General features: G+C 65.9%; 14 protein-coding genes. 8 read left to right on the top strand and 6 right to left on the bottom strand.

Annotation, left to right across the window (positions count from 1 at the left end; all coding sequences use genetic code 11):
* Positions 1-55: 55 nt before the first annotated feature.
* The 5 genes from glmM to LGY53_RS42430 all read right to left on the bottom strand — a co-directional run bounded on the left by glmM (position 56) and on the right by LGY53_RS42430 (position 6,939).
* Positions 56-1,432: a phosphoglucosamine mutase gene (glmM, locus tag LGY53_RS42450; protein ID WP_225732337.1), complete on the bottom strand. Its 1,377-nt coding sequence runs from the start codon at positions 1,430-1,432 to the stop codon at positions 56-58.
* Between the two features lie 187 nt (positions 1,433-1,619).
* On the bottom strand, positions 1,620-2,129 hold the full coding sequence (gene rpsI, locus LGY53_RS42445; RefSeq protein WP_225732336.1) for a 30S ribosomal protein S9: 510 nt from the start codon (positions 2,127-2,129) through the stop codon (positions 1,620-1,622).
* Positions 2,126-2,569, bottom strand: coding sequence for a 50S ribosomal protein L13 (rplM, locus tag LGY53_RS42440; RefSeq protein WP_225732335.1), 444 nt, complete (start codon positions 2,567-2,569; stop codon positions 2,126-2,128). The genes rpsI and rplM overlap by 4 nt, the downstream gene beginning before the upstream one ends.
* A gap of 166 nt (positions 2,570-2,735) precedes the next feature.
* Complete coding sequence (locus LGY53_RS42435; RefSeq protein WP_225732334.1) at positions 2,736-4,343, bottom strand: hypothetical protein; 1,608 nt, start codon at positions 4,341-4,343, stop codon at positions 2,736-2,738.
* A gap of 49 nt (positions 4,344-4,392) precedes the next feature.
* Positions 4,393-6,939: an FHA domain-containing protein gene (locus LGY53_RS42430; protein WP_225732333.1), complete on the bottom strand. Its 2,547-nt coding sequence runs from the start codon at positions 6,937-6,939 to the stop codon at positions 4,393-4,395.
* Positions 6,940-7,047: 108 nt separating this feature from the next.
* Here LGY53_RS42430 and LGY53_RS42425 point away from each other — a divergent pair, with 108 nt between their 5' ends.
* Positions 7,048-8,493: a metallopeptidase gene (locus LGY53_RS42425; protein ID WP_225732332.1), complete on the top strand. Its 1,446-nt coding sequence runs from the start codon at positions 7,048-7,050 to the stop codon at positions 8,491-8,493.
* A gap of 504 nt (positions 8,494-8,997) precedes the next feature.
* On the opposite strand, the gene LGY53_RS42420 is transcribed toward LGY53_RS42425, so the two are convergent.
* The gene (locus LGY53_RS42420; RefSeq protein ID WP_225732331.1) at positions 8,998-10,311 is read right to left on the bottom strand and encodes an FHA domain-containing protein; all 1,314 of its coding nucleotides are present in this window, start codon (positions 10,309-10,311) and stop codon (positions 8,998-9,000) included.
* Between the two features lie 192 nt (positions 10,312-10,503).
* On the opposite strand from LGY53_RS42420, the gene LGY53_RS42415 reads away from it, so the two are divergent.
* The 7 genes from LGY53_RS42415 (at position 10,504) to LGY53_RS42385 (ending at position 18,626) form a co-directional block, all read left to right on the top strand.
* Positions 10,504-11,679 (top strand): hypothetical protein, encoded by a 1,176-nt coding sequence (locus LGY53_RS42415; protein ID WP_225732330.1) that lies wholly within the window; start codon positions 10,504-10,506, stop codon positions 11,677-11,679.
* Positions 11,676-12,917, top strand: a complete 1,242-nt coding sequence (locus LGY53_RS42410; RefSeq protein WP_225732329.1) for a hypothetical protein — start codon at positions 11,676-11,678, stop codon at positions 12,915-12,917. The genes LGY53_RS42415 and LGY53_RS42410 overlap by 4 nt, the downstream gene beginning before the upstream one ends.
* 4 nt (positions 12,918-12,921) lie before the next feature.
* Complete coding sequence (locus LGY53_RS42405; protein WP_225732328.1) at positions 12,922-14,133, top strand: hypothetical protein; 1,212 nt, start codon at positions 12,922-12,924, stop codon at positions 14,131-14,133.
* 3 nt (positions 14,134-14,136) lie between these two features.
* Entirely contained in the window at positions 14,137-15,291 is a 1,155-nt protein-coding gene (locus tag LGY53_RS42400; RefSeq protein WP_225732327.1) for a hypothetical protein, read from the top strand.
* A 112-nt stretch (positions 15,292-15,403) separates the two neighbouring features.
* The gene (locus LGY53_RS42395) at positions 15,404-17,020 is read left to right on the top strand and encodes a serine/threonine-protein kinase (RefSeq protein WP_225732326.1); all 1,617 of its coding nucleotides are present in this window, start codon (positions 15,404-15,406) and stop codon (positions 17,018-17,020) included.
* A 58-nt stretch (positions 17,021-17,078) separates the two neighbouring features.
* Positions 17,079-18,272 carry a hypothetical protein gene (locus LGY53_RS42390; RefSeq protein ID WP_225732325.1) on the top strand — a complete coding sequence of 398 codons (1,194 nt, stop codon included), beginning with the start codon at positions 17,079-17,081 and terminating at the stop codon, positions 18,270-18,272.
* A gap of 96 nt (positions 18,273-18,368) precedes the next feature.
* Positions 18,369-18,626 (top strand): hypothetical protein, encoded by a 258-nt coding sequence (locus LGY53_RS42385; RefSeq protein WP_225732324.1) that lies wholly within the window; start codon positions 18,369-18,371, stop codon positions 18,624-18,626.
* The last annotated feature ends 65 nt before the right edge of the window (positions 18,627-18,691 follow it).

Raw genomic sequence — 18,691 nt, 5'->3', positions numbered from 1 at the left:
TTGCCGGAAAATCCCGGTAAACGTCGCGACTTTGTCCGATCAGGCCGGGCCGAACTCAGACCGCCGCGACCCGCTTGGCCAGGTCGTCGGCGAGATGCTGGGCCTGCGCCGGATCGGTCGCCTCGACCATCACCCGGATGAGCTCCTCGGTTCCGCTGGGCCGCAACAGAATTCGGCCGCTCTCCCCGAGTGCCCGCTCGGCTTCGCGCACCGCCTCGGTGATTTCGGGTGATGCGGCGACCGCGGACTTGTCGCTCACCGGAACGTTGATCAACACCTGCGGCACCGTACTGATCACGCTCGCCAAATCGGCCAGACCGCGCCCGGTTTCGACCATTCGCGCCATCAGTTTCAGACCGGTGAGAATGCCGTCACCGGTGGTGCCGTAGCGCGGGAACACCACATGACCGGACTGCTCACCGCCGAGCGTGTATCCGCCGCGGCGCAGTTCCTCCAGCACATAGCGATCGCCGACCGCGGTGGTACGCACGGTGATTCCGGCCGCGCGCATGGCGATGTGCAGGCCGAGATTGCTCATGACGGTGGCGACCAGGGTGTCCTCGGCCAGCTCACCCGCGGCGTGCATGGCGAGGGCGAGGATGGCCAGGATGGCATCGCCGTCGATCACCGCACCGGTCGCGTCAACCGCGAGGCAGCGATCGGCATCGCCGTCGTGCGCGAGCCCGAGATCGGCGCCGTGTTCCAGCACCGCGGCCCGCACCTGATCCAAATGCGTTGAGCCGCAACCATCATTGATGTTCAGGCCGTCGGGTTCGGCATTGATGGCGATCACCTCGGCGCCGGCCTCGCGGTAAGCGGCCGGGCCGACCTCGGCCGCCGCGCCATGCGCGCAGTCGACGACGACGGTCAGCCCGGACAGATCAACGCCCGTCGCCTCCACCAGATGCTCGACATACCGTTCGTGCGTCCCGGCGACGCTGAACTGTTCCGGAATCACCAGCCCGTGATCGCGGGCCCCGGACGCGCCGAGCACCCGGCCGATGGCCGCACCGGTCGGCCGCACCGGCGTGCCGGTCTCGATCATGGCCTCGATTCGATCCTCCAGCTCGTCGGGCAGCTTGTGCCCACCCGCGGCGAAGATCTTGATTCCGTTGTCCGGCATGGGATTATGCGATGCCGAGATCATCACGCCGAGACAGGCGTCGTACAGGCCGGTGAGGTAGGCGACGGCGGGCGTCGGTAGCACCCCGACGGAAAGCACGTTCACTCCGGCGGCCGTGAGACCCGCGACGACGGCGGCCTCCAACATCTCGCCCGACGCGCGCGGATCGCGCCCGACCACGGCGAGCGCCCGCTTCTTACCGCGGCTCAGAATCTGTGCCGCCGCACCCGAAACCCGAAGTGCCAGTTCCGGACTCAGCGACTCATTGGCAAGCCCGCGGACTCCGTCGGTGCCGAACAAACGTCCCATACCTCGCCCCTCATCGGTCGATCCGCGGCGTGCGCGCCATACCGCCGATCGGCACGCCGCACCTTGTATACAGCACGAGAGCAGGCAACCAGCGGTGCTGGAAGCCTGCTCTCGTACAGCTTGCCGCCGACCATACCGGCTCCGGTCCCTCCAGGGTGCCGGACAACGATGATCGACGATGCCGAAATCAGCGCTTCGAGTACTGCGGCGCCTTACGCGCCTTCTTCAGACCGTACTTCTTGCGCTCGGTGGCACGCGGGTCGCGGGTCAGGAAGCCGGCCCGCTTGAGGGCGGGACGATCCTCCGGGGTGACCTCGATCAGCGCGCGGGCGATGGCCAGGCGCAGCGCGCCCGCCTGACCCGACGGGCCGCCGCCGACCAGGCGGGCGTGCACGTCGAAGGATTCGGTGCGCTCGACGGTCACCAGCGGCGACTTGACCAGCTGCTGGTGCACCTTGTTCGGGAAGTAGTCCTCGATGGTGCGGCCGTTGAGCACGAAGTTGCCGGTGCCCGGCAGCAGACGCACCCGGACGACGGCCTCCTTGCGGCGGCCGACGGTCTGCACCGGACGATCGATGACGATCGGGGCCGGGGTGAAGGACGCCTGCTCGGCCGACTCGTAGCCGTAGTCCTCGTCGACGACCTCGACGGTCGTGTCCTCGACGATGTCCTCGTTGAATTCCTCGGGAGCGGTCACTGGGCCACCTGCTTGATCTCGAACGGAATGGGCTGCTGAGCCGCGTGCGGATGGGTCGAGCCCGCGTAGACCTTGAGCTTGCCCGCGATCGCGTTGCCCAGCTTGTTCTTCGGGATCATGCCCTTGACGGCCTTCTCCACGAGACGCTCCGGCCGAGTCGCCAACACCTGACCGACAGTGCGGGAGGTGAGGCCGCCCGGGAACCCGGAGTGGTGGTGGATCAGCTTGTCGGTGCGCTTGTTGCCGGAGATGGCAACCTTGTCCGCGTTGATGATGATGACGAAATCGCCACCATCGACGTTCGGCGCGTAGGTCGGCTTGGTCTTGCCACGCAGCAGATTCGCTGCCTGCACGGCAAGGCGGCCGAGCACTACGTCAGTGGCGTCGATGACGTACCACTTGCGGGTAACGTCACCCGCCTTCGGGCTGTACGTAGGCACAGTGCTTCCCTGTCTGTCGTCGGTGTTGCCGGCCAGGCGAGTGGTCGAGGAGTTCCCGGCGGCCGGTGGAGACCCGGGACTCGGTGTGCGGCCCGGCGAAAAACACCAGGACGTCCACACGCCAACGAGCCACGATACCAGTCGGGCCGTGGCCGACCGAATCCGGTCAGATCACGATCGGCGGGCCCGGATCGAGCGTGCCCGGTTTGCCCGGCACCTGGTACCGCAGGGTGTCGGCGCCCGGCAGGCAACCCGGCGCCGGTGCGGCCGGATCGCCGACGACGGCGACGCCGCCGTGCGCTTGGTCACGCAGCCGCGGGGTGAGCGGGCACGCGGTCGAGACGGTCGCGCCGCCGAGCCGCACCGACTGGGCCTGCGGGGCCGCCTGCTGGTCGTGCAGCAGTGCGCCGGTGAGCGCGACCGCGCCGATGACGGCATTCGCGCCGAACATCCGCTTCCAGCGCTTGCCCTTGCGCTTGCCCTCGTCCTCGGCGGAACTCGGTGGTTCGCCCCACGGACGCTGTTCGGCCTGATACGGCCCGCGCGGGCCGAGCGGCGGAACCTGACCGGTCGGCACGGCGCCCGATGGCGGGCCGGTCGGCACCGCACCGGAGGGCAGCGGACCCGACGGCGGCGCACTCGGCCGCGATCCCGGCTCACCCGGCTGGGCCGGGGGCCTGGTGAAGCGGCTGCCGAATTCGGCGAGATTGGGCGGCAGTTCGCGGGTGACCCGGGTGGTCGGCTCCTCGCTCACCGGCGGCTCGGCGGACGGCCGCACGGTGGGATACCCGGGGCCGTAGGTGACGACGGGCGGACGCGACGCAGGCGGATCGGCGGGGGGTGCGGGCTGCGGTGGCCGAGGCGGGACCGGCTGCTGCGGCGAAACCGTTTGCTGCGCGCCCGATTCCGGATACGCCCCCGCTGGATCCACGGAATCGGTATCGGTGACCAACAGATGCGCCGCGCCGAGCACCAGCGCGTGCATCGGATGATCGGCCACCTGCAGTCGATGCCCGAGGTGGTTCTGGAAGGCCAAACGCAGCGGGTCGTTGAAACAGACGTTGCCCGCGAGCAGCACCGTCGAGGTATCCGCGCCGATCGACCTGGCCGCGGCCATCGCCTCGATCACCACATTGTCCGCGGAACGGGCGTCGCGCATGGCCTCCGGCGTCACCGGCACGTCGACCGATTCGGTCGGCTGCTCGTCGTCACCGTGCACCGCGACCACCAGCATGGCCCGGCCGTCGGAATAGATGCCGGTGGCGCCCACGCCCTTCGGATGACGCTGATCGGGCGCCGAAACCAACGAGAGCGCGCGCATATACCCCGACAGCGCAACCGATTCCGGCAACGGCTCGACGATGACGTCGAGCTTCTCCACCAGTCCGGCGAACACCTCGACCTTCTCGTCCGGCCAGGCGTCCGGGAACGGCAGCGCCACCAGATCCGGCTTGCCGCGCAGATATTTCCCGATCGCCGCGAGCGGGTTGTACATCCGCGCGCGGAACACCAACTCGGCGGGCCAGGTCGCACCCGCCACCACGATCTGCGGATGGCCGAGGATGTCGCGCACGTCCGCGATGGCCATCCCGAGATCCGGTCGCTGCCGGTCCACACCCGCCGTGTGCAACCGTCCCGACGAATCCGCCAGCAGGTATGCCGGCGGCGTATACGTACCCTCCACCTGCACCGGACGGACCGGTGTGCCACCGCCGCCCGCCGCCACGGACACCACATCCCAACCGAGATGCACTGCCCCTACTCGCACTGTCACAGGCTCAAGTGTGCCTGGTGTGCGTCCGATACGCTCACTCTCGGCCCGCTCATCCGGCGGCCGACTTCCGCAGACGCAGCCGCTGCCAGGTGATGATCGCCAGCACGGCCGTCATCGCGACGAGCACACCGAGATCCAGCGCCCACATGGCCGTCGTGTGGTTCCACAGCTTGTCCGGTTGCGCGCCGGGGAAGATATCGCGCAGCGCGATCGTCGACGCGGTGGACGCATAACCCCAGCGTGCCGGGAACAGCCACGACACCTGCTCGAGCACCACCCGCCCGGTCACCGGGATCAGGCCACCCGCCATCACCAACTGACAGGTGATGACGACGACAAGTAGCGGCATCACCTGCTCGCTCGACCGGACGAACGAGGAGAGCACCAGCCCGAGCACCACGCAGCAGACGGCGGTCACCCAGAGATCGAGGAACAGTTCGGCGCCGCCGGAGGAGATCACGACGCCGTGCCCCGGCGGCTTCTTACCCGCCAATACGATTCCCACCAGCACCGCCGACTGCACCAGCGCGAACAGGCTGTACACCACGATCTTCGACATCAGATAGGCCGAGGGCAGCAGGCCGACCGCGCGCTCGCGCTGGTAGATGGTGCGCTCGCCGACCAGATCGCGAATTGTCAACGCGGAACCCATGAAACACGCGCCGAAGATCAACAACACCAGCAGCTGCTGCGCTTCGGCCCCGCCGGTCGGCACGATCGTGCCGTCGGGATTGGTCTTGAAACCGCCCGCCGCGAGCCCGTTCGACCCGGGCACCACCAGCGACAGCGCGCCGAGCACGAACGGCATGACACCGAGGAAGATCAGATAGCCGCGGTCGGCCAGGATCAGCCGGACCTGCCGCCGCGACAGCGTCGTGAACTGTTTTCGCCCACTGAATTTCGGCCCGCTCACCGCCTGCGCCGGGCGCGCGGCCGGCGGCGGGGGCGGCGGCGCGAACGCCTGCCGGGAGCGGAACGCGGCGAAGGCCTGATCCGGGTTGTCGGCCACCCGGCCGAAGATCTCGGCCCAGTCGGTGGTGCCGAACGCCCCGCCGACACCGGCCGGGTTGCCGCAGTAGGCGGTCTTGCCGCCGGGCGCGAGCAGCAGCACCTGATCGCACATGTCCAGATGCGCGATGGAGTGGGTCACCACGATGACGACGCGGCCCGCGTCGGCCAGCTCGCGCAGCATCACCATCACCTGCCGGTCCAGCGCCGGATCCAGGCCGGAGGTCGGCTCGTCGAGAATGAGCAGCGAAGGGCCGGTGAGCAATTCGAGCGCCACCGAGGCGCGCTTGCGCTGACCGCCGGACAGGCGATCGACCCTGGTGTCGGCGTGTTCGGTGAGCGAAAGTTCCTTCAGCACACCGTCGATCACCTTTTGCCGGTCGTCCTTCGAGTTATCCGGGGGCAGACGGAGTTTGGCCGCGTAGCCGAGCGCCTGGCGCACGGTGAGCTGCCGGTGCAGCACATCGTCCTGCGGCACCATGCCGATCCGGGAGCGCAGCGCCTCGTACTCGGCGTGCAGATTGCGTCCCTCGAAGGTGACGACACCGCCGGACGGATGTGTGGTGCCCGCGATGAGCCGCGAAAGCGTCGACTTACCGGCGCCGGACGGGCCGATCAGCGCGGTGAGCGTGCCGCGCCCCGCCTGCATGTTGACATCGACGAGCAGCTGCTTGTTGCCCTCGACGGTGAATCCGACCCCGTGCACGTGCAGGCCCTGCTCGGCCACCGGCCGCTGCCGGTGCACCAGCGCGCCCTGCTGGACGACGAAATCGACGTTGCCGATGGTGATGATGTCGCGTTCGCGCAGCACCGCCCGCTCTTGCCGGTGCCCGTTGACGAAGGTGCCGTTGGCCGAACCCAGATCCTCGATGGCCAGCCCCTCGCCGGTCGCGACCAGGCGGGCGTGCTTGCGCGAGGCCAGCGGATCGTTGACGACGATCTGGTTGTCGGTGGTGCGGCCGATGCCGAGACCGCCGGGCGGCAGCCGGTCGGCGCGCGCGATCGGGGCAGTGGACGGTCTGGCCCGCACCGGTGGCAGATTCGAGGTGTCGGCGCGCGCGGTCATATTGATGTTCACCGGGACGTTGGGCGCCAGCGGAACCTGTTGCGGGACGGGCTGTTGCGGGATGGGTTGCTGCGGAACAGGCTGTTGCGGGATGGGCTGCGGTTGCGGCTGCATCGGCGGGCGGATGTACTGCTGCGGCTGCGGCCCGGGGCCGACCGCCGGGCGCTGCTGCGACTGCGGCGGGATCGGTCCCGGTCTGCGCTGTTGCTGCTGTGCGGGCAGCAGGTGCAGCAGCGGACCGCTGATCGCGTCGCCGAGCCGCACCTGTGTCGGCCGATCGATGGACACCGGGTGGGTGAGCCTGCGCGCGTCGACGAAAACGCCGTTGGTGCTCGCGTTATCGGTCAATACCCAAACGCCGCTCTGAAAGGTCAGCGTCGCGTGCACCCGCGACACCAGTGGGCTGTCGACGAACAACGTGACGTCCGGCGCCCGGCCCAGGGTGACCTTCTGAGTGGAATCGAAGACCCGTTCGGTTCCATCATGGCGCACGGTGATGGTCTGCGCCCCCGGTGTAGACATGCAGCGGATACTATTCCATCACCCGGACATCGGCGGTGCCCCCGGACGCGCCCGATATCCGATCCGGCGACGGATGTGTTATACGAATGCGGCCGACTAGGGGGAGCCTTGCCGAAACACCAAGCGACCGTTCTCTTTACGGTGCTGCTCTGCCTGACGACGCTGATCACGGGGTGTACCAGCCTTGTCGGTGGCCATCCCGTCTCGATCTACGACGACCCGTTCAAGGTGGCGGGCCTGCCGACCACCAGCGGGCCGAGCGGGCCGCGCCCCGGTGTGCCCGACGCCGCGCTCACCGCCACCAACGGCGACGGCGGCGCGGTCGACAAACTCGCGCTCAACGCGGTCGACGATATCCAAAACTATTGGCGCACGGCCTATAACCAGGATTTCCAGGGCGATTTCAAACCGATCCAGAAGCTGGTCTCCTGGGATGCGAAGGCGCAGCGCTCCAGCGCGATCGAATTCTGCAAGGAATCCACCTACCACCTGGTGAACGCGGCGTACTGCCGCCTCGACGACACCATCGGCTGGGACCGCTCGGTGCTGCTGCCGCTGATGGATCAGACCTTCGGCAAGATGGCCGTCGTCATGGTGCTCGCCCACGAATACGGCCACTTTGTCCAATCCCAGGCGAAGCTCGTCTCGGTGAAGGATCCGGTGATCGTCAAGGAGCAGCAGGCCGACTGCTTCGCCGGGGTGTTCATGCGCTACGTCGCCGAGGGCAAGGCAAGGCACTTCACCATCAACACCTCCGACGGCCTCAATATGGTGCTCGCCGCGACGGTCGCCATCCGCGACTCCAACCCGGGCGATCCGGAAAGCGTGCACGGCTCCGCCTTCGAACGGGTCACCGCGGTGCAGATCGGATTCACCGACGGCGCACGGGGTTGCAAGAACATCACCATCAACGAGATCAACCAGCGCCGCGGCAATCTGCCGCAGAGCTTCAACGGTGATCCAGCCAAAGGTGAGGCGCCGGTCGACAAACGCTGGCTGACAGAGCTGACCAAGGCGCTCGCGGCGATCCTGCCGATCAAACCGGAACCCACCTACACATACGACGGATCGAAGATCGACTGCCGCGACGGTGGATCCACACCGCCGGTCTCGTATTGCCCGGCCACCAACACGATCGCGACCGATATCCAGGAGCTGGCCAAGCGCGGCGTCTCGAACTCCGATGACGACAGCGCGCTGCCGACGAAGGTGACCGGCGACTACACCGCCTTCGTCATCTTCATATCCCGCTACACCCTCGCCGTGCAGCAGGCGCACGGCGAGGATTTGATCGGCGCGAAGGCCGGGCTGCGCGCGGCCTGCCTGTCCGGCGTGGTCACCGGCAAGTTAGCGCAGCCGGGACGCGGCCCGGACCAGGGCGATATCGCTTTGGCCGCAAACGATTTGGACAAGGCGGTATCCGGCCTGCTCACCGACGGGCTCGCGGCCAGCGACGAGCGAGGTCAGACGGTGCCGAGCGGGTTCTCGCGGGTCGACGCGTTCCGCGCAGGCGTGCTGAACGGCGAAAGTACCTGTACGGCAAGGTATTCATGACCCGATCGCAACAGGTCGACCAATATTCCATTGGCACACCACGCGCACATATTCAGCAAATTTTCCAATTGATCTGGACTGCAGCACGCTAGTCCATCTATGATCGATAACGCATCTTCGGCGTTTTGCCGTTGCATTTTCCGGGGGTGATTGCTGATATTTCTGAGCACTATTTTGTTTGGCGAAATTTGACCAATGGAGGGGTAGAATTATGTCAAGAATTTCACTGCTTGCAACTAGCGCAGCAGCTGCAGTCGCAATCACCCTGGCAGGAACTGGTTCAGCCCAGGCTATCCTGCTTATTTTCGACGCCCAAGAACATTGCCAGGCATATGCCGATGCTCATAGATATGAGGCGCCGAATGGACGTTGCGAACTGATCAGACCAGGCCACCCACGCGCCGGGATGTGGAGTTATGTAGATCCCGGAAATCCTGGGTGAGATAAACATCGAAACTCGGCGAGCTCGACGAAATGTCGAGCTCGCCGATCCTTTGACGAATTTCAGCGACCGAATGGGGGTGGGGCGGCCTGTTCGAAGCGGAGCACTCGGTTGCCGATCATGATCTCGGTGCCGGGGACCAGGATCATCGGCTGGTTGGGGTGCAGGCGCACCCAGTCGCGGTAGCCGGGCAGGCGGGTGCGGGTGCCGTTGGTGGAACCCCGATCCACCAGCGTCACATCCCAATTCACCAGTAGAACCTCCGCGTGCGCGCGGGACATCCCGCCGGAGGAGTCCTCGATGCGCAGCGGGACCAGACCGCGCCTGGCCTGGTCGGAATGTTCCGGATCGCGGCCGAGGACGGCGTCGGCGGCCAGCATGTAGGTCATCCCGTCGTCGAGGACCAACATGCCGAGCGGCGGCCGGATCACCTCCAGTACCGGCTGGGTCTGGTCCACCGGCATCCCGCAAACCGTGCAGAACGCCGACCGGGGATCGCTGGGATGGGCTCGGGCGCACTTGAATCCGAGCACCTTGATGGTGAGCGCGGTGGCCTTGGCGGTGGCTTCCAGTCGCCGCTGCAGGTCCGGGTCGGGCTGCGGGGCCGGGTTGGTGCCGCCGACCTCGGTGAGCGCGTGATGCGGATCTATCTGTGCCGATCGCGTTTCGGGTAGGTCGATCGGTTCGGAAACCTGTTGGCTCTGCGCCGAATTCATCATGGCGGTGGCGGCCTGCGACCGCGGCGCGGTTCCTTCGGCGGGCGCAGGCCCGGATTCGATCCGCGCCGTCGGCAGCGGCGCCCGCCGGGCCGCTCCGGATTCGCTTGTCCGGCTACGGGTTTCGGCGGACCACACGATCGCGCCCGCCGCTTCCGCGATACCTTCGACCAGCCAGCCGATACCGCGCTCCTTCGGCACCTGCGGCACCGCGCCGCCATCGTCGTCGACGAATATCGCGACGGCCCGCGCGGGCGCCGCGGCCACCCGGTCGACCGTGAACGCCGCGTCGCTGCCCCGGAAGTGTTCCTCGGCGCCGTCCTCGGCCACCACCGCGGTGACCGCGCCGTGCAGAAAGATCGCCACCCCGCCGGTTTCGGCCGGGGAGAGAATGCCGAGATCGATCGGTACGCCGGGACTGATCTGTTCGGCATGTTTCATCAACCACCGCGTCGCCTCGCGCGCCACCTGCGCGCCGTGCCCGTGCGGTGCGTGCTCGCCCGCCTCGCGCACCAGCGCGGCCAGCGATTCCAGGGCGATGGCGGCCGGCGAGTCCCGGTTCAGCAGGCCGGGTCCGCGGTGCCCGACCAGCACGACCGCGCCGCCGACCCTGGCCACGGCATGTCCGCCGCCGACAACCTCAACCTGCCGATCCTTCAACGGTATCGGCCTCCAGCGCGCGGGGTTGTCAACACACCTCCAGGGTATGGCAACGGCCCGCCCCTCGACCGGGCGAGACCGGCACAGACCATTCGGTCCCATACCGCGCCGAACCGTGAAGTAGGATTCCGCGGGACTACACGGATTACTGGGGAGGGCGTGCGGCTCGTCATGAGATCATTTCCGAGGCACATGGCGTCTGCCCTGGTCATCGCCCTGGCTCTGGCCGTCGGCGGTTGCGGCTCCGACGATTCGTCGCATTCCGATACCGAACCCGCCGTGCCGATCGATCAACTCGATGTCGGTAATTATCCGACGCAGCCGACCCAGCTCGGCGCGGTGAAGAATCAGACGCAGGCGCGGCTGGTCGAGGCGGAACGGCTGGCGAATTTCGTGCCGCTCGCAATGGATATCGATTCGCGATTCGTCATCGGCGCCCCGTTCGTCTCGACGGTCTGGACCTTGCCGGAGGTATCGCTCGGCAAGATCATGAACGTCGACCGATTCGCCGAGGCCGCGCCGGATTTCGTCGGCGGCGTCACCAGTTTCGGCAGCACCGAACGGAATAATCGCGGCATCGATCTGGCCAATGCCGTGATGATTTTCCCGGACGAGCAGAAGGCCACCGCCGCGGCGGCCGCGCTCGAAAAGGTCGATTTCGAGGCCAACGACCGCAACGCCCCGGTCGGCATCCCGAAATACCCTGACGCCCATGCCCATTGGTGGCCGGAGCGCCAATCCATCGGCAGCTGGTACGCCACCGGTAAATACGTCGTGTACACCTGGATCTACGACTACAAGAAGATCTATCTGAACAAGGTCGATCAACCGACACTGGTCGCGCTGGTGGAAAAGAGTTTGGACACGGTCGTTCCCGCGATCGCCAAATTCACCCCCACCCCGGTCGATCAGCTGATGAACGCGCAATTCGATCTCGACGGCATGCTGGCCCGCACGCTGCCCCGGCCGCGCGACGATTCCTGGCTGAATCCGCCGGGCGCGTACAACGCCCATGCCGCGGTGCTCTTCGACGAGGATCAGGCCGAGAGCCGTAAACATCTCGAGGAGGCGGGCGTCGACCGATTCGCGGTCGAGGGCACCCAGCTCTACCGGACCCGCGACGCCGCCGCGGCCAAGCTCTTGCAGTCCACCCGCGGCGGGCTGACCAAGAAGTTCAAGAGCCGCGCGGCCCCGCGCAACCTGCCCGCCGCGAACTGCCAGGAGTACATCGGCCGGGAGGCGCTCGCGGTCCGCTTCTACTGCTCGGTGCACTACGACCGGTACGCCGCGTTCTCCTGGTCGGAACAGCTGCTCGACGCCCAACAGCGGATCTCGGCGCAATACGCACTGCTGGAGAATGCCAAATGAGGGGTATGCCGCGCGGCGCGCTCGCCGTGACGATCGGCCTGCTGGCCGGGGCGCTGGTCGCCTGCGGTTCGACATATCAGGGCACGGCGCTGCCCGGTGAGATCGATATCCGCAAACTCGACGTCGGCCCGTACAACACCGTCCCGAGCAATGCGCACGACGACGACTACCTGCCGAACTTCAACAATATGGGTGACGTCGGCGCGATGCGGTTGATCGACTATGTCGCATCCGCGTACGACATCGATCCTCGGCTGAAGTACGGCTGGCTCACCCAGGCGGTCTCGGCGGGGGTGCCCGCCGATGAACTCGGGACGAGCGATGTCGCGGAGGCGATCGGTAAGAAGGACAAATTGCTGTTCGGTATCAAGTTGACCGGCGGCGACAAGCACACGACATTCAGCTCATACGACTGGGGCCAGAAGCAGGACGCCGCCGCGACGACCATCACGACGGTGGTGAACCAGTTCGCCGACACCGACGGCGCCAAACAGGCGGGCGACGATTTCTACCAGGCCCAGCTGGACCGCTACCAGGGCCAGAACGTTCCGGTGGCGTTGCCGAAATACCCTGCCGCCCACGCACATTGGCGGCCGGACCAGCCGTATCTCTGGGCCGATCTGACCTACGGGTCCTATCTGGTCACCTTCTACGTTTCGACACCGAAACCGGATCTGGCCGCGCTCACCGCGTTGGCCGAGAAATCCTTCGACACCCAGCTGCCGCTGCTCGACCAGGTGAAACCGGTCAGCGATGAGGAGATGCTGGACCTACCGTGGGATCCGGACCATCTCATCACCCGAACGTTGAATCCGGATAGTAAGTTCAACGGCCCGAGCTTCCTCGCCGGTGGCCGAAAGCTGTTGGGGCAGCGCGGGATGCTCGCATACGCCGAGGATCGAGATTTCCTGAAGAACAGGCTGGCCGCCCTGCACGCCGACAGATACGCGGTGATCGATCGTTCGGTGGTGGCCAGAACCGCCGACGAGCAGACCGCCGAAAAGGTTGTCGCGGATAAGAACACGCTCACGCGCACCTCGGGCGAGGCGACGCCGCCGCTGAACGTGCCCGGCGCCAAGTGTTTTCAGAACAGCGAGGATCGCTCGACGCTCGCCTATCGCTTCAGCTGCGTGGTGTCCTACCGCCGTTACGTCGGCTTCGTCAGCGGGCAGCAGCTGCTCGACGCGCAGCAGCGGGCCGCAGCCCAGTACGCGCTATTCGCGAACAGCGGTGATTAGCAGCGTGATTCGCACCGGTAAGGCCCTGCTCGCCGCGATCGTCACCGTGACGCTCGCGGCGAGCTGTGGCGGCCGACCGGATGAACCCGCCGAACCCACTGTCGACCTGAGTCAGTTGGATGTCGGCAACTTGCCGACCAAACCGCGTGATCTCGGGGTCGCCAAGAGTCTCGATCAGGCCCGGCTGGTACAGGCCATGCGGCTCGGCAATTATGTGCCGCTGCCGGTGGAGATCGATCCCGCGGTGAAATATGCCGGGCCGCCGCTGAGTGGGGTCGTGCGGATATTCCAGAGCCTGCAATCCGGCGCGATCGTCCAGCGGATGGATGCCAAGCCGGATCAGTTCTCCAGCGCCGAAACGGGTCTCGTCGCGGGGTTCGTCACTACTGGAACGTCCGACAAAGTGCCGAATCTGTCCTATGAACTCGACAACCTCGTAATGCTTTATGCCGATGAGCAATCGGCAGCCGCTGCGGCAACCGCGATGGAACAGGCCGATTTTCAGGCCATGGCGGGGGCCGAACCCGTCCAGATCGGTAAGTATCCGCAGGCACATGCGCATCACGCGCCGGGAAATCCGGGATTGATCCGATCCTGGTATGCCACAGGACAATCCGTCATCTTCACCTACATTTTCGACAATGTGATGTCCCGCCTGCACGAGCAGCGGTTACCACAACTGGTCGAACGGGTCGAGAAGAGCATCGACGCGATCACACCCAGGGTGCGGCAATTCCCCGTCACGCCAACGGATCAGCTGTTGAATACGCCGATCGATCTCGACGGCATGTTGGGCCGCACACTGTCCACCGTCACCGTGGATCGCAGTCAGCGCGGCATTCCCGGCGTCTACGACCGGCATGGCGGACTGCAGATCACCCTGCGCCCAGATCTCGACATCGACCAGTTCGAACAGGCCGGAGTCGACCGAGTCGCTTTCGCGGGCGGGTACGTCTTCCGTGCCCGCGATGCCAAGGCCGCCGAAAAGCTCGCCGAGCAGCATGCCCTCCTCGGCAGGCGGACCAAGATCGCCCCGTCGCCGAAGGGCCTGCCCGCCGCGCGCTGTAGTGAATTGAAGAGCCCGCAGCCCAACTACGTGCGCTTCATGTGCGTCGTCCGGTATGACAGGTACGTCGCCGAACTGGCTGCCGATCAGCTGACCGATGTGCAACAACGTATTTCGGCGCAGTACGCGATGCTGGCGAACGGCGGGTAGGGCATGCTCCGTCAACTTTCCTTCGCGATCGCGGTGGCGGCCGTGCTCACCGGCTGCGGCTCGCAAGTCTCCGGCGTGCCACACGCCGGCGAAATCGACGTCAGGAAGCTGGATGTCGGCGCGTACGACACCGATCCGCTGGATGTGCGCTACACCTACGACAACTATTACGGCGGCGGCGAGCAGCTTGCCATGGTGCGGCTGGCCGATCACATCGCATCGAGTCTCGATATCGATCCGCGCCTGAAATATGGTGCGGGAGTCTCCCCGATGCTGCCGGACGGCCTCGACCCGGCCATCCTGCCCGCCGCGAATTGGGCTGCGGCCAAACAAAATAACGTGCTCTTCGGCTTCGGAGTGAGCGGAGCCGATGCGAAAGCGGACGCGACGGGCGCCGTGACAATCTTCGTCCTGCAGTTCCAGGACGAAGCTGCCGCCGCGCGGACCGCGAGCGAATTCGAAGACACGGCGACGACCGACCGGGTACAACCCCTCACGTTGCCCAAATATCCTGCAACACGGGCACATTCGGACGATCAAAGCATCGGCTCGACCATGGCGCACGGCAAGTATCTGATCAGCGTGGCGATCTCGGTGCCGAACACCGACCGGGCCGGACTGGTGAGGCTGGCCGAACAGGCCTACACCGCCCAAATACCGCTGCTGGATTCGCTACCCGCGCTCAGCAGGGAAGATGTGCTGCGCCTGCCGAGCGATCCGGACGACATCCTGCGGCGCACCTTCAACCCGGACGCTCTCGGCGACCCGTACGCGGGCAACCAGGCCACCTACGGCGCACTCGGGTTCACCAACGTCTTCGGCATCGACCGCGCGCACTGGCGACAAGTGTTGGCCGACACCGGAACCGATCGCATCGGCTTGTCCGACGGCTCGCTACTGTTCCGCACCCGCGACGACGCTGCCGCGCACACACTGCTACCTGAGCCGCTCAGCGAGGTCTACACCCGCCCGGTCGATCCGCCACCGGGGATTCCCGACGGCCGATGCGGTGAACACACCTCGGAAACCGACAGCAGGAAACGCTTCCGCTGCACCGTCGAATATCGGCGCTACGTCGCCTCGGTCGACAGCAATCAAATAGCGGACGTATACCAGCGCGCCGCCGCCGCGTACGCGGTGCTGGCCAACAGCCAATGATGACGATCACGCCGGAAATGTCGAGATCGCACGTGGAAGTGACCGTCTACTATGCTCCGGTCAGCAGCAGAATTGGCATCGGGCGCCGGTGCGAGGACGGGAGACGGCAAATATGGCGATGAGCCCCGGCACCATCGTCGGCGGGTACCGAATCCAGCGGGTCCTCGGTCAGGGCGGTATGGGCACCGTCTACCTGGCCAAGCATCCGAGCCTGCCGCGGATGGACGCCCTCAAGGTGCTCAGCGCCGAACTCAGCCAGGACCGCGAATTCCGCGGCCGCTTCGAACGCGAAGCCAATCTCGCTGCCGGACTTGACCATCCGAATATCGTCTCGGTCTACAACCGAGGCGAGGAACACGGTCAGCTGTGGATCGCCATGCAGTACGTCGACGGCACCGACGCGTCCGCCGAACTCGCCCGCGACCCGCATTCGATGAATCCCCTTCGCGCCCTTCGGATTATCAGCGAGGTCGGCAAGGGACTCGACTACGCGCACCGAAAAGGCCTGCTGCACCGCGACATCAAACCCGCCAACTTTCTGCTCTCCGCCGCCGACGGCGAGGAGGAGCGGGTGCTGCTCACCGACTTCGGCGTCGCCAAATCCAGCGACGACACCACCGAACTCACCCAGACCGGCAGCTTCGTCGCCACCATCGCGTACGCTGCGCCGGAGCAGCTGTCCGGTGCTCCGCTGGATCACCGCGCCGATATCTACAGCCTGGCCTGCTCGTTCTTCAAACTGCTCACCGGCCGCAACCCGTACCCATCCACCCAGCCCGCGCTGGTCATGATGGGCCATCTGCACGAGCCGCCGCCCGTCGCCACCGCCGTGAACCCGGGCCTGCCCGCCGCCGTCGACCACATCTTCGCCAAGGCCATGGCCAAGAATCCGGCCGAGCGCTACAGCACCTGCCGCGAATTCACCGACGCCGCCGCCAATGCCCTCAAACCCGGCCACAACCCGGTCTCCACCAACACCTCCCCCACCTACCCGGTCACGGTCTTCGACCCGCACCGCCCGGCCACCGACACCCGGGCAGCGAACCCGTACACCACCCACACCTCCGGTCCGTATACGACCGGTCCCAGCCACACCTCCGGACCGACGCCGCTCCCCGACCTCACCCCGCGCCCCAAGAGCCGCAAACCGCGGTTGATCGGCGCGGGCGCGATTGCCGTCGTCATCGCCGTCGCCGCGGGCATCGGCATCTGGGCAGGCGGCGGCAGCGATAAACCCGCCGCCGCACCGACCACCACCGCAGTCGCTGTCACTTCGATTGCCCAAGCGCGCCAGGACAATCCGGCATTCGTCGGCAAGACGATCACCATGGTCGACGTCACCTGCTCCAGCAATTCCACCAACTGCGATTCCAGCAAGTTCGGCATCTACCTGGGCGGGACACCCCAAACGAAATTCCTGTCCGACCTGGGGTTCGTCTACAACTTCAACTACGCCAAACAGGGCGACGAGCCGTCACCACGGATGGTCAAAACCGGAAACGGTGCGCTCAGCCTGTCCCCGGACAGCTATATCCTCGCCGTGCGAAGCGACGAAAAGGCCGGTGGCGGTGGACTTTTGGGCCTGCCGTACGAGATCTCCGGGTCCAAGGCCACGGTGATCCCGCTCGACGACCCGAGCGCTGTCGCGGCCCTGCGCACCTGGTCGGATACCTCCGAGCAGACGCTGCTCGCCAAACTGCTGCCGGTGCTGAAGAAGGCCGTAAAGTAGGCTGCTCACGGCGAGTTCTCCGGCCTTTGGGACGCGGTGATCAATCCGAGGGGGAACTGTGCGGAAGCTGGCGCTGCTAGTCATGGTCGTCACGGTGTTGGTGGGTGCGGTCGGATGCGGATCGGATTCAGACGACGAGCCGAAGGTTGATCTGAGCCAACTGGATGTGGGCAACTATCCGACCAAGCCTCAGGACCTTGGGAAAGCGAAGGATCTGAATCAAGCTCGATTGATCGATGCCACTCGGTTGGCCGGCTATATGCCGCTGCCGGTGGAGATCGATAGCAGCCTCCGGTTCAAGCCGCCGGGGAGTGCGGTACGAATCTTCACCGACCCCGAATCTCCAGCGTTGGATGGTCGGGCGGTGATCTATCGAGATCTCTTCCAGCAAGACGCGAAGGGGTTCCTGTTCGGCTTCACCAGCTCGGGAATGTCGGATCGGGTCACCAACCTCGCCACTCAGCTCGATACCGTCGTGATGGTGTTCTCCGACAACGCGTCGGCCACCGCCGCGGCGCATGCACTCGGAGAGCGAGAGCGCGCCCGGGACCCAGCCAATGAACTGATCTCGTTGACGAAATACCCTGAGGCACTGACATATTGGCGGCCGGATTATGCGTCGATGCGATCCTGGTTCGCAACGGGACCATTCGTTGTCTTCAACTTCATCTGGGATCGGGCCGGTCAAGAGACCGGGTTCAGCGATCGAACCGTGCTGACGACATTGGCCGAGAAGTCCCTGGACATCGTTCCGGGCCGCCTGAAAGCGTTCGAGCCGACCCCACCCGATAAATGGGCCGAGGTTCCCGCGGATCTCGACGGCATGCTCGGACGCGCGGTCCCAGCGGCAAATGACGAGACGAACAGGGTAGGAGTCCCGGCCGTCTACGACGGGCACAGTGGGTTGCACATCACGGACCAGCCAGGCGCTGATCGGCAACTGTTCACCGAGCTCGGAGTCGACCGAGTCGCGTTCAATGGCGGATTCCTATATCGAACGAAGGACGTTGCGGCGGCTCGACGACTCGTCGCCGCGCATGCGGATGTGGGCAAGCTCTTCCGACCGACCGATCCCCCGAAGGGCCTTCCGCAGGCCAAATGCACTGAATACCACGGCCTTCGACAAGCAAAGGTGCGCTTCTACTGCAACATCTCGGTTGGGAGATATGCGGCCGAGATCAGCGCTAATCAGCGCGCGGATGCCTACCAACGCATCTCGGCGCAGTATGCGCTTCTGGCCAACAGCAATTGACACACGCGGCAGAAGTTGGGACCGAACCTTATGTCTATCCGTCTCATCCGACTACTGACGGTAACCGCCATCGCCGTAGCTACAACGAGCTGTGAGATGTCGGGCATTCCGACGGCGGGTGAACTGGACGTGCGGCAGCTCGATACCGGCCCATATCCAACCACGCCGATCGAGATCGGCGCGGAGTACGGCTACGACATGCTGGGCGCCCAGCTGCTTGCGAGTATGCGGCTCGCGGACCATGTCGTTGCGGGAAGCGGCATCGATCCGAAACTCGCCTTCGGATCGGGCGCTCTGGTCGACCACCCGGAAAATGCACGCTTCTACCTCAGCGAGGCGAATCTAGACGAGTAAGTCCGAAGTGCTGACGATGCCCGGACATGGGCGGAGGGCGTCGAAGACCAGTGTGTGAGCAATGA

The organism is Nocardia sp. JCM 34519.1 (assembly GCF_020361265.1).
In the GTDB taxonomy this organism is placed as follows: domain Bacteria; phylum Actinomycetota; class Actinomycetes; order Mycobacteriales; family Mycobacteriaceae; genus Nocardia; species Nocardia arthritidis_A.
This window is presented reverse-complemented; position numbering and strand designations above follow the sequence as displayed.

Bases quoted from the DNA above. Each gene is read 5' to 3' on its own strand.
- glmM (WP_225732337.1), bottom strand. From the start codon at position 1,432: ATGGGACGTTTGTTCGGCACCGACGGAGTCCGCGGGCTTGCCAATGAG.
- LGY53_RS42430 (WP_225732333.1), bottom strand. From the start codon at position 6,939: ATGTCTACACCGGGGGCGCAGACCATCACCGTGCGCCATGATGGAACC.
- LGY53_RS42415 (WP_225732330.1), top strand. From the start codon at position 10,504: ATGGCGTCTGCCCTGGTCATCGCCCTGGCTCTGGCCGTCGGCGGTTGC.
- LGY53_RS42410 (WP_225732329.1), top strand. From the start codon at position 11,676: ATGAGGGGTATGCCGCGCGGCGCGCTCGCCGTGACGATCGGCCTGCTG.
- LGY53_RS42400 (WP_225732327.1), top strand. From the start codon at position 14,137: ATGCTCCGTCAACTTTCCTTCGCGATCGCGGTGGCGGCCGTGCTCACC.
- LGY53_RS42395 (WP_225732326.1), top strand. From the start codon at position 15,404: ATGGCGATGAGCCCCGGCACCATCGTCGGCGGGTACCGAATCCAGCGG.
- LGY53_RS42385 (WP_225732324.1), top strand. From the start codon at position 18,369: ATGTCGGGCATTCCGACGGCGGGTGAACTGGACGTGCGGCAGCTCGAT.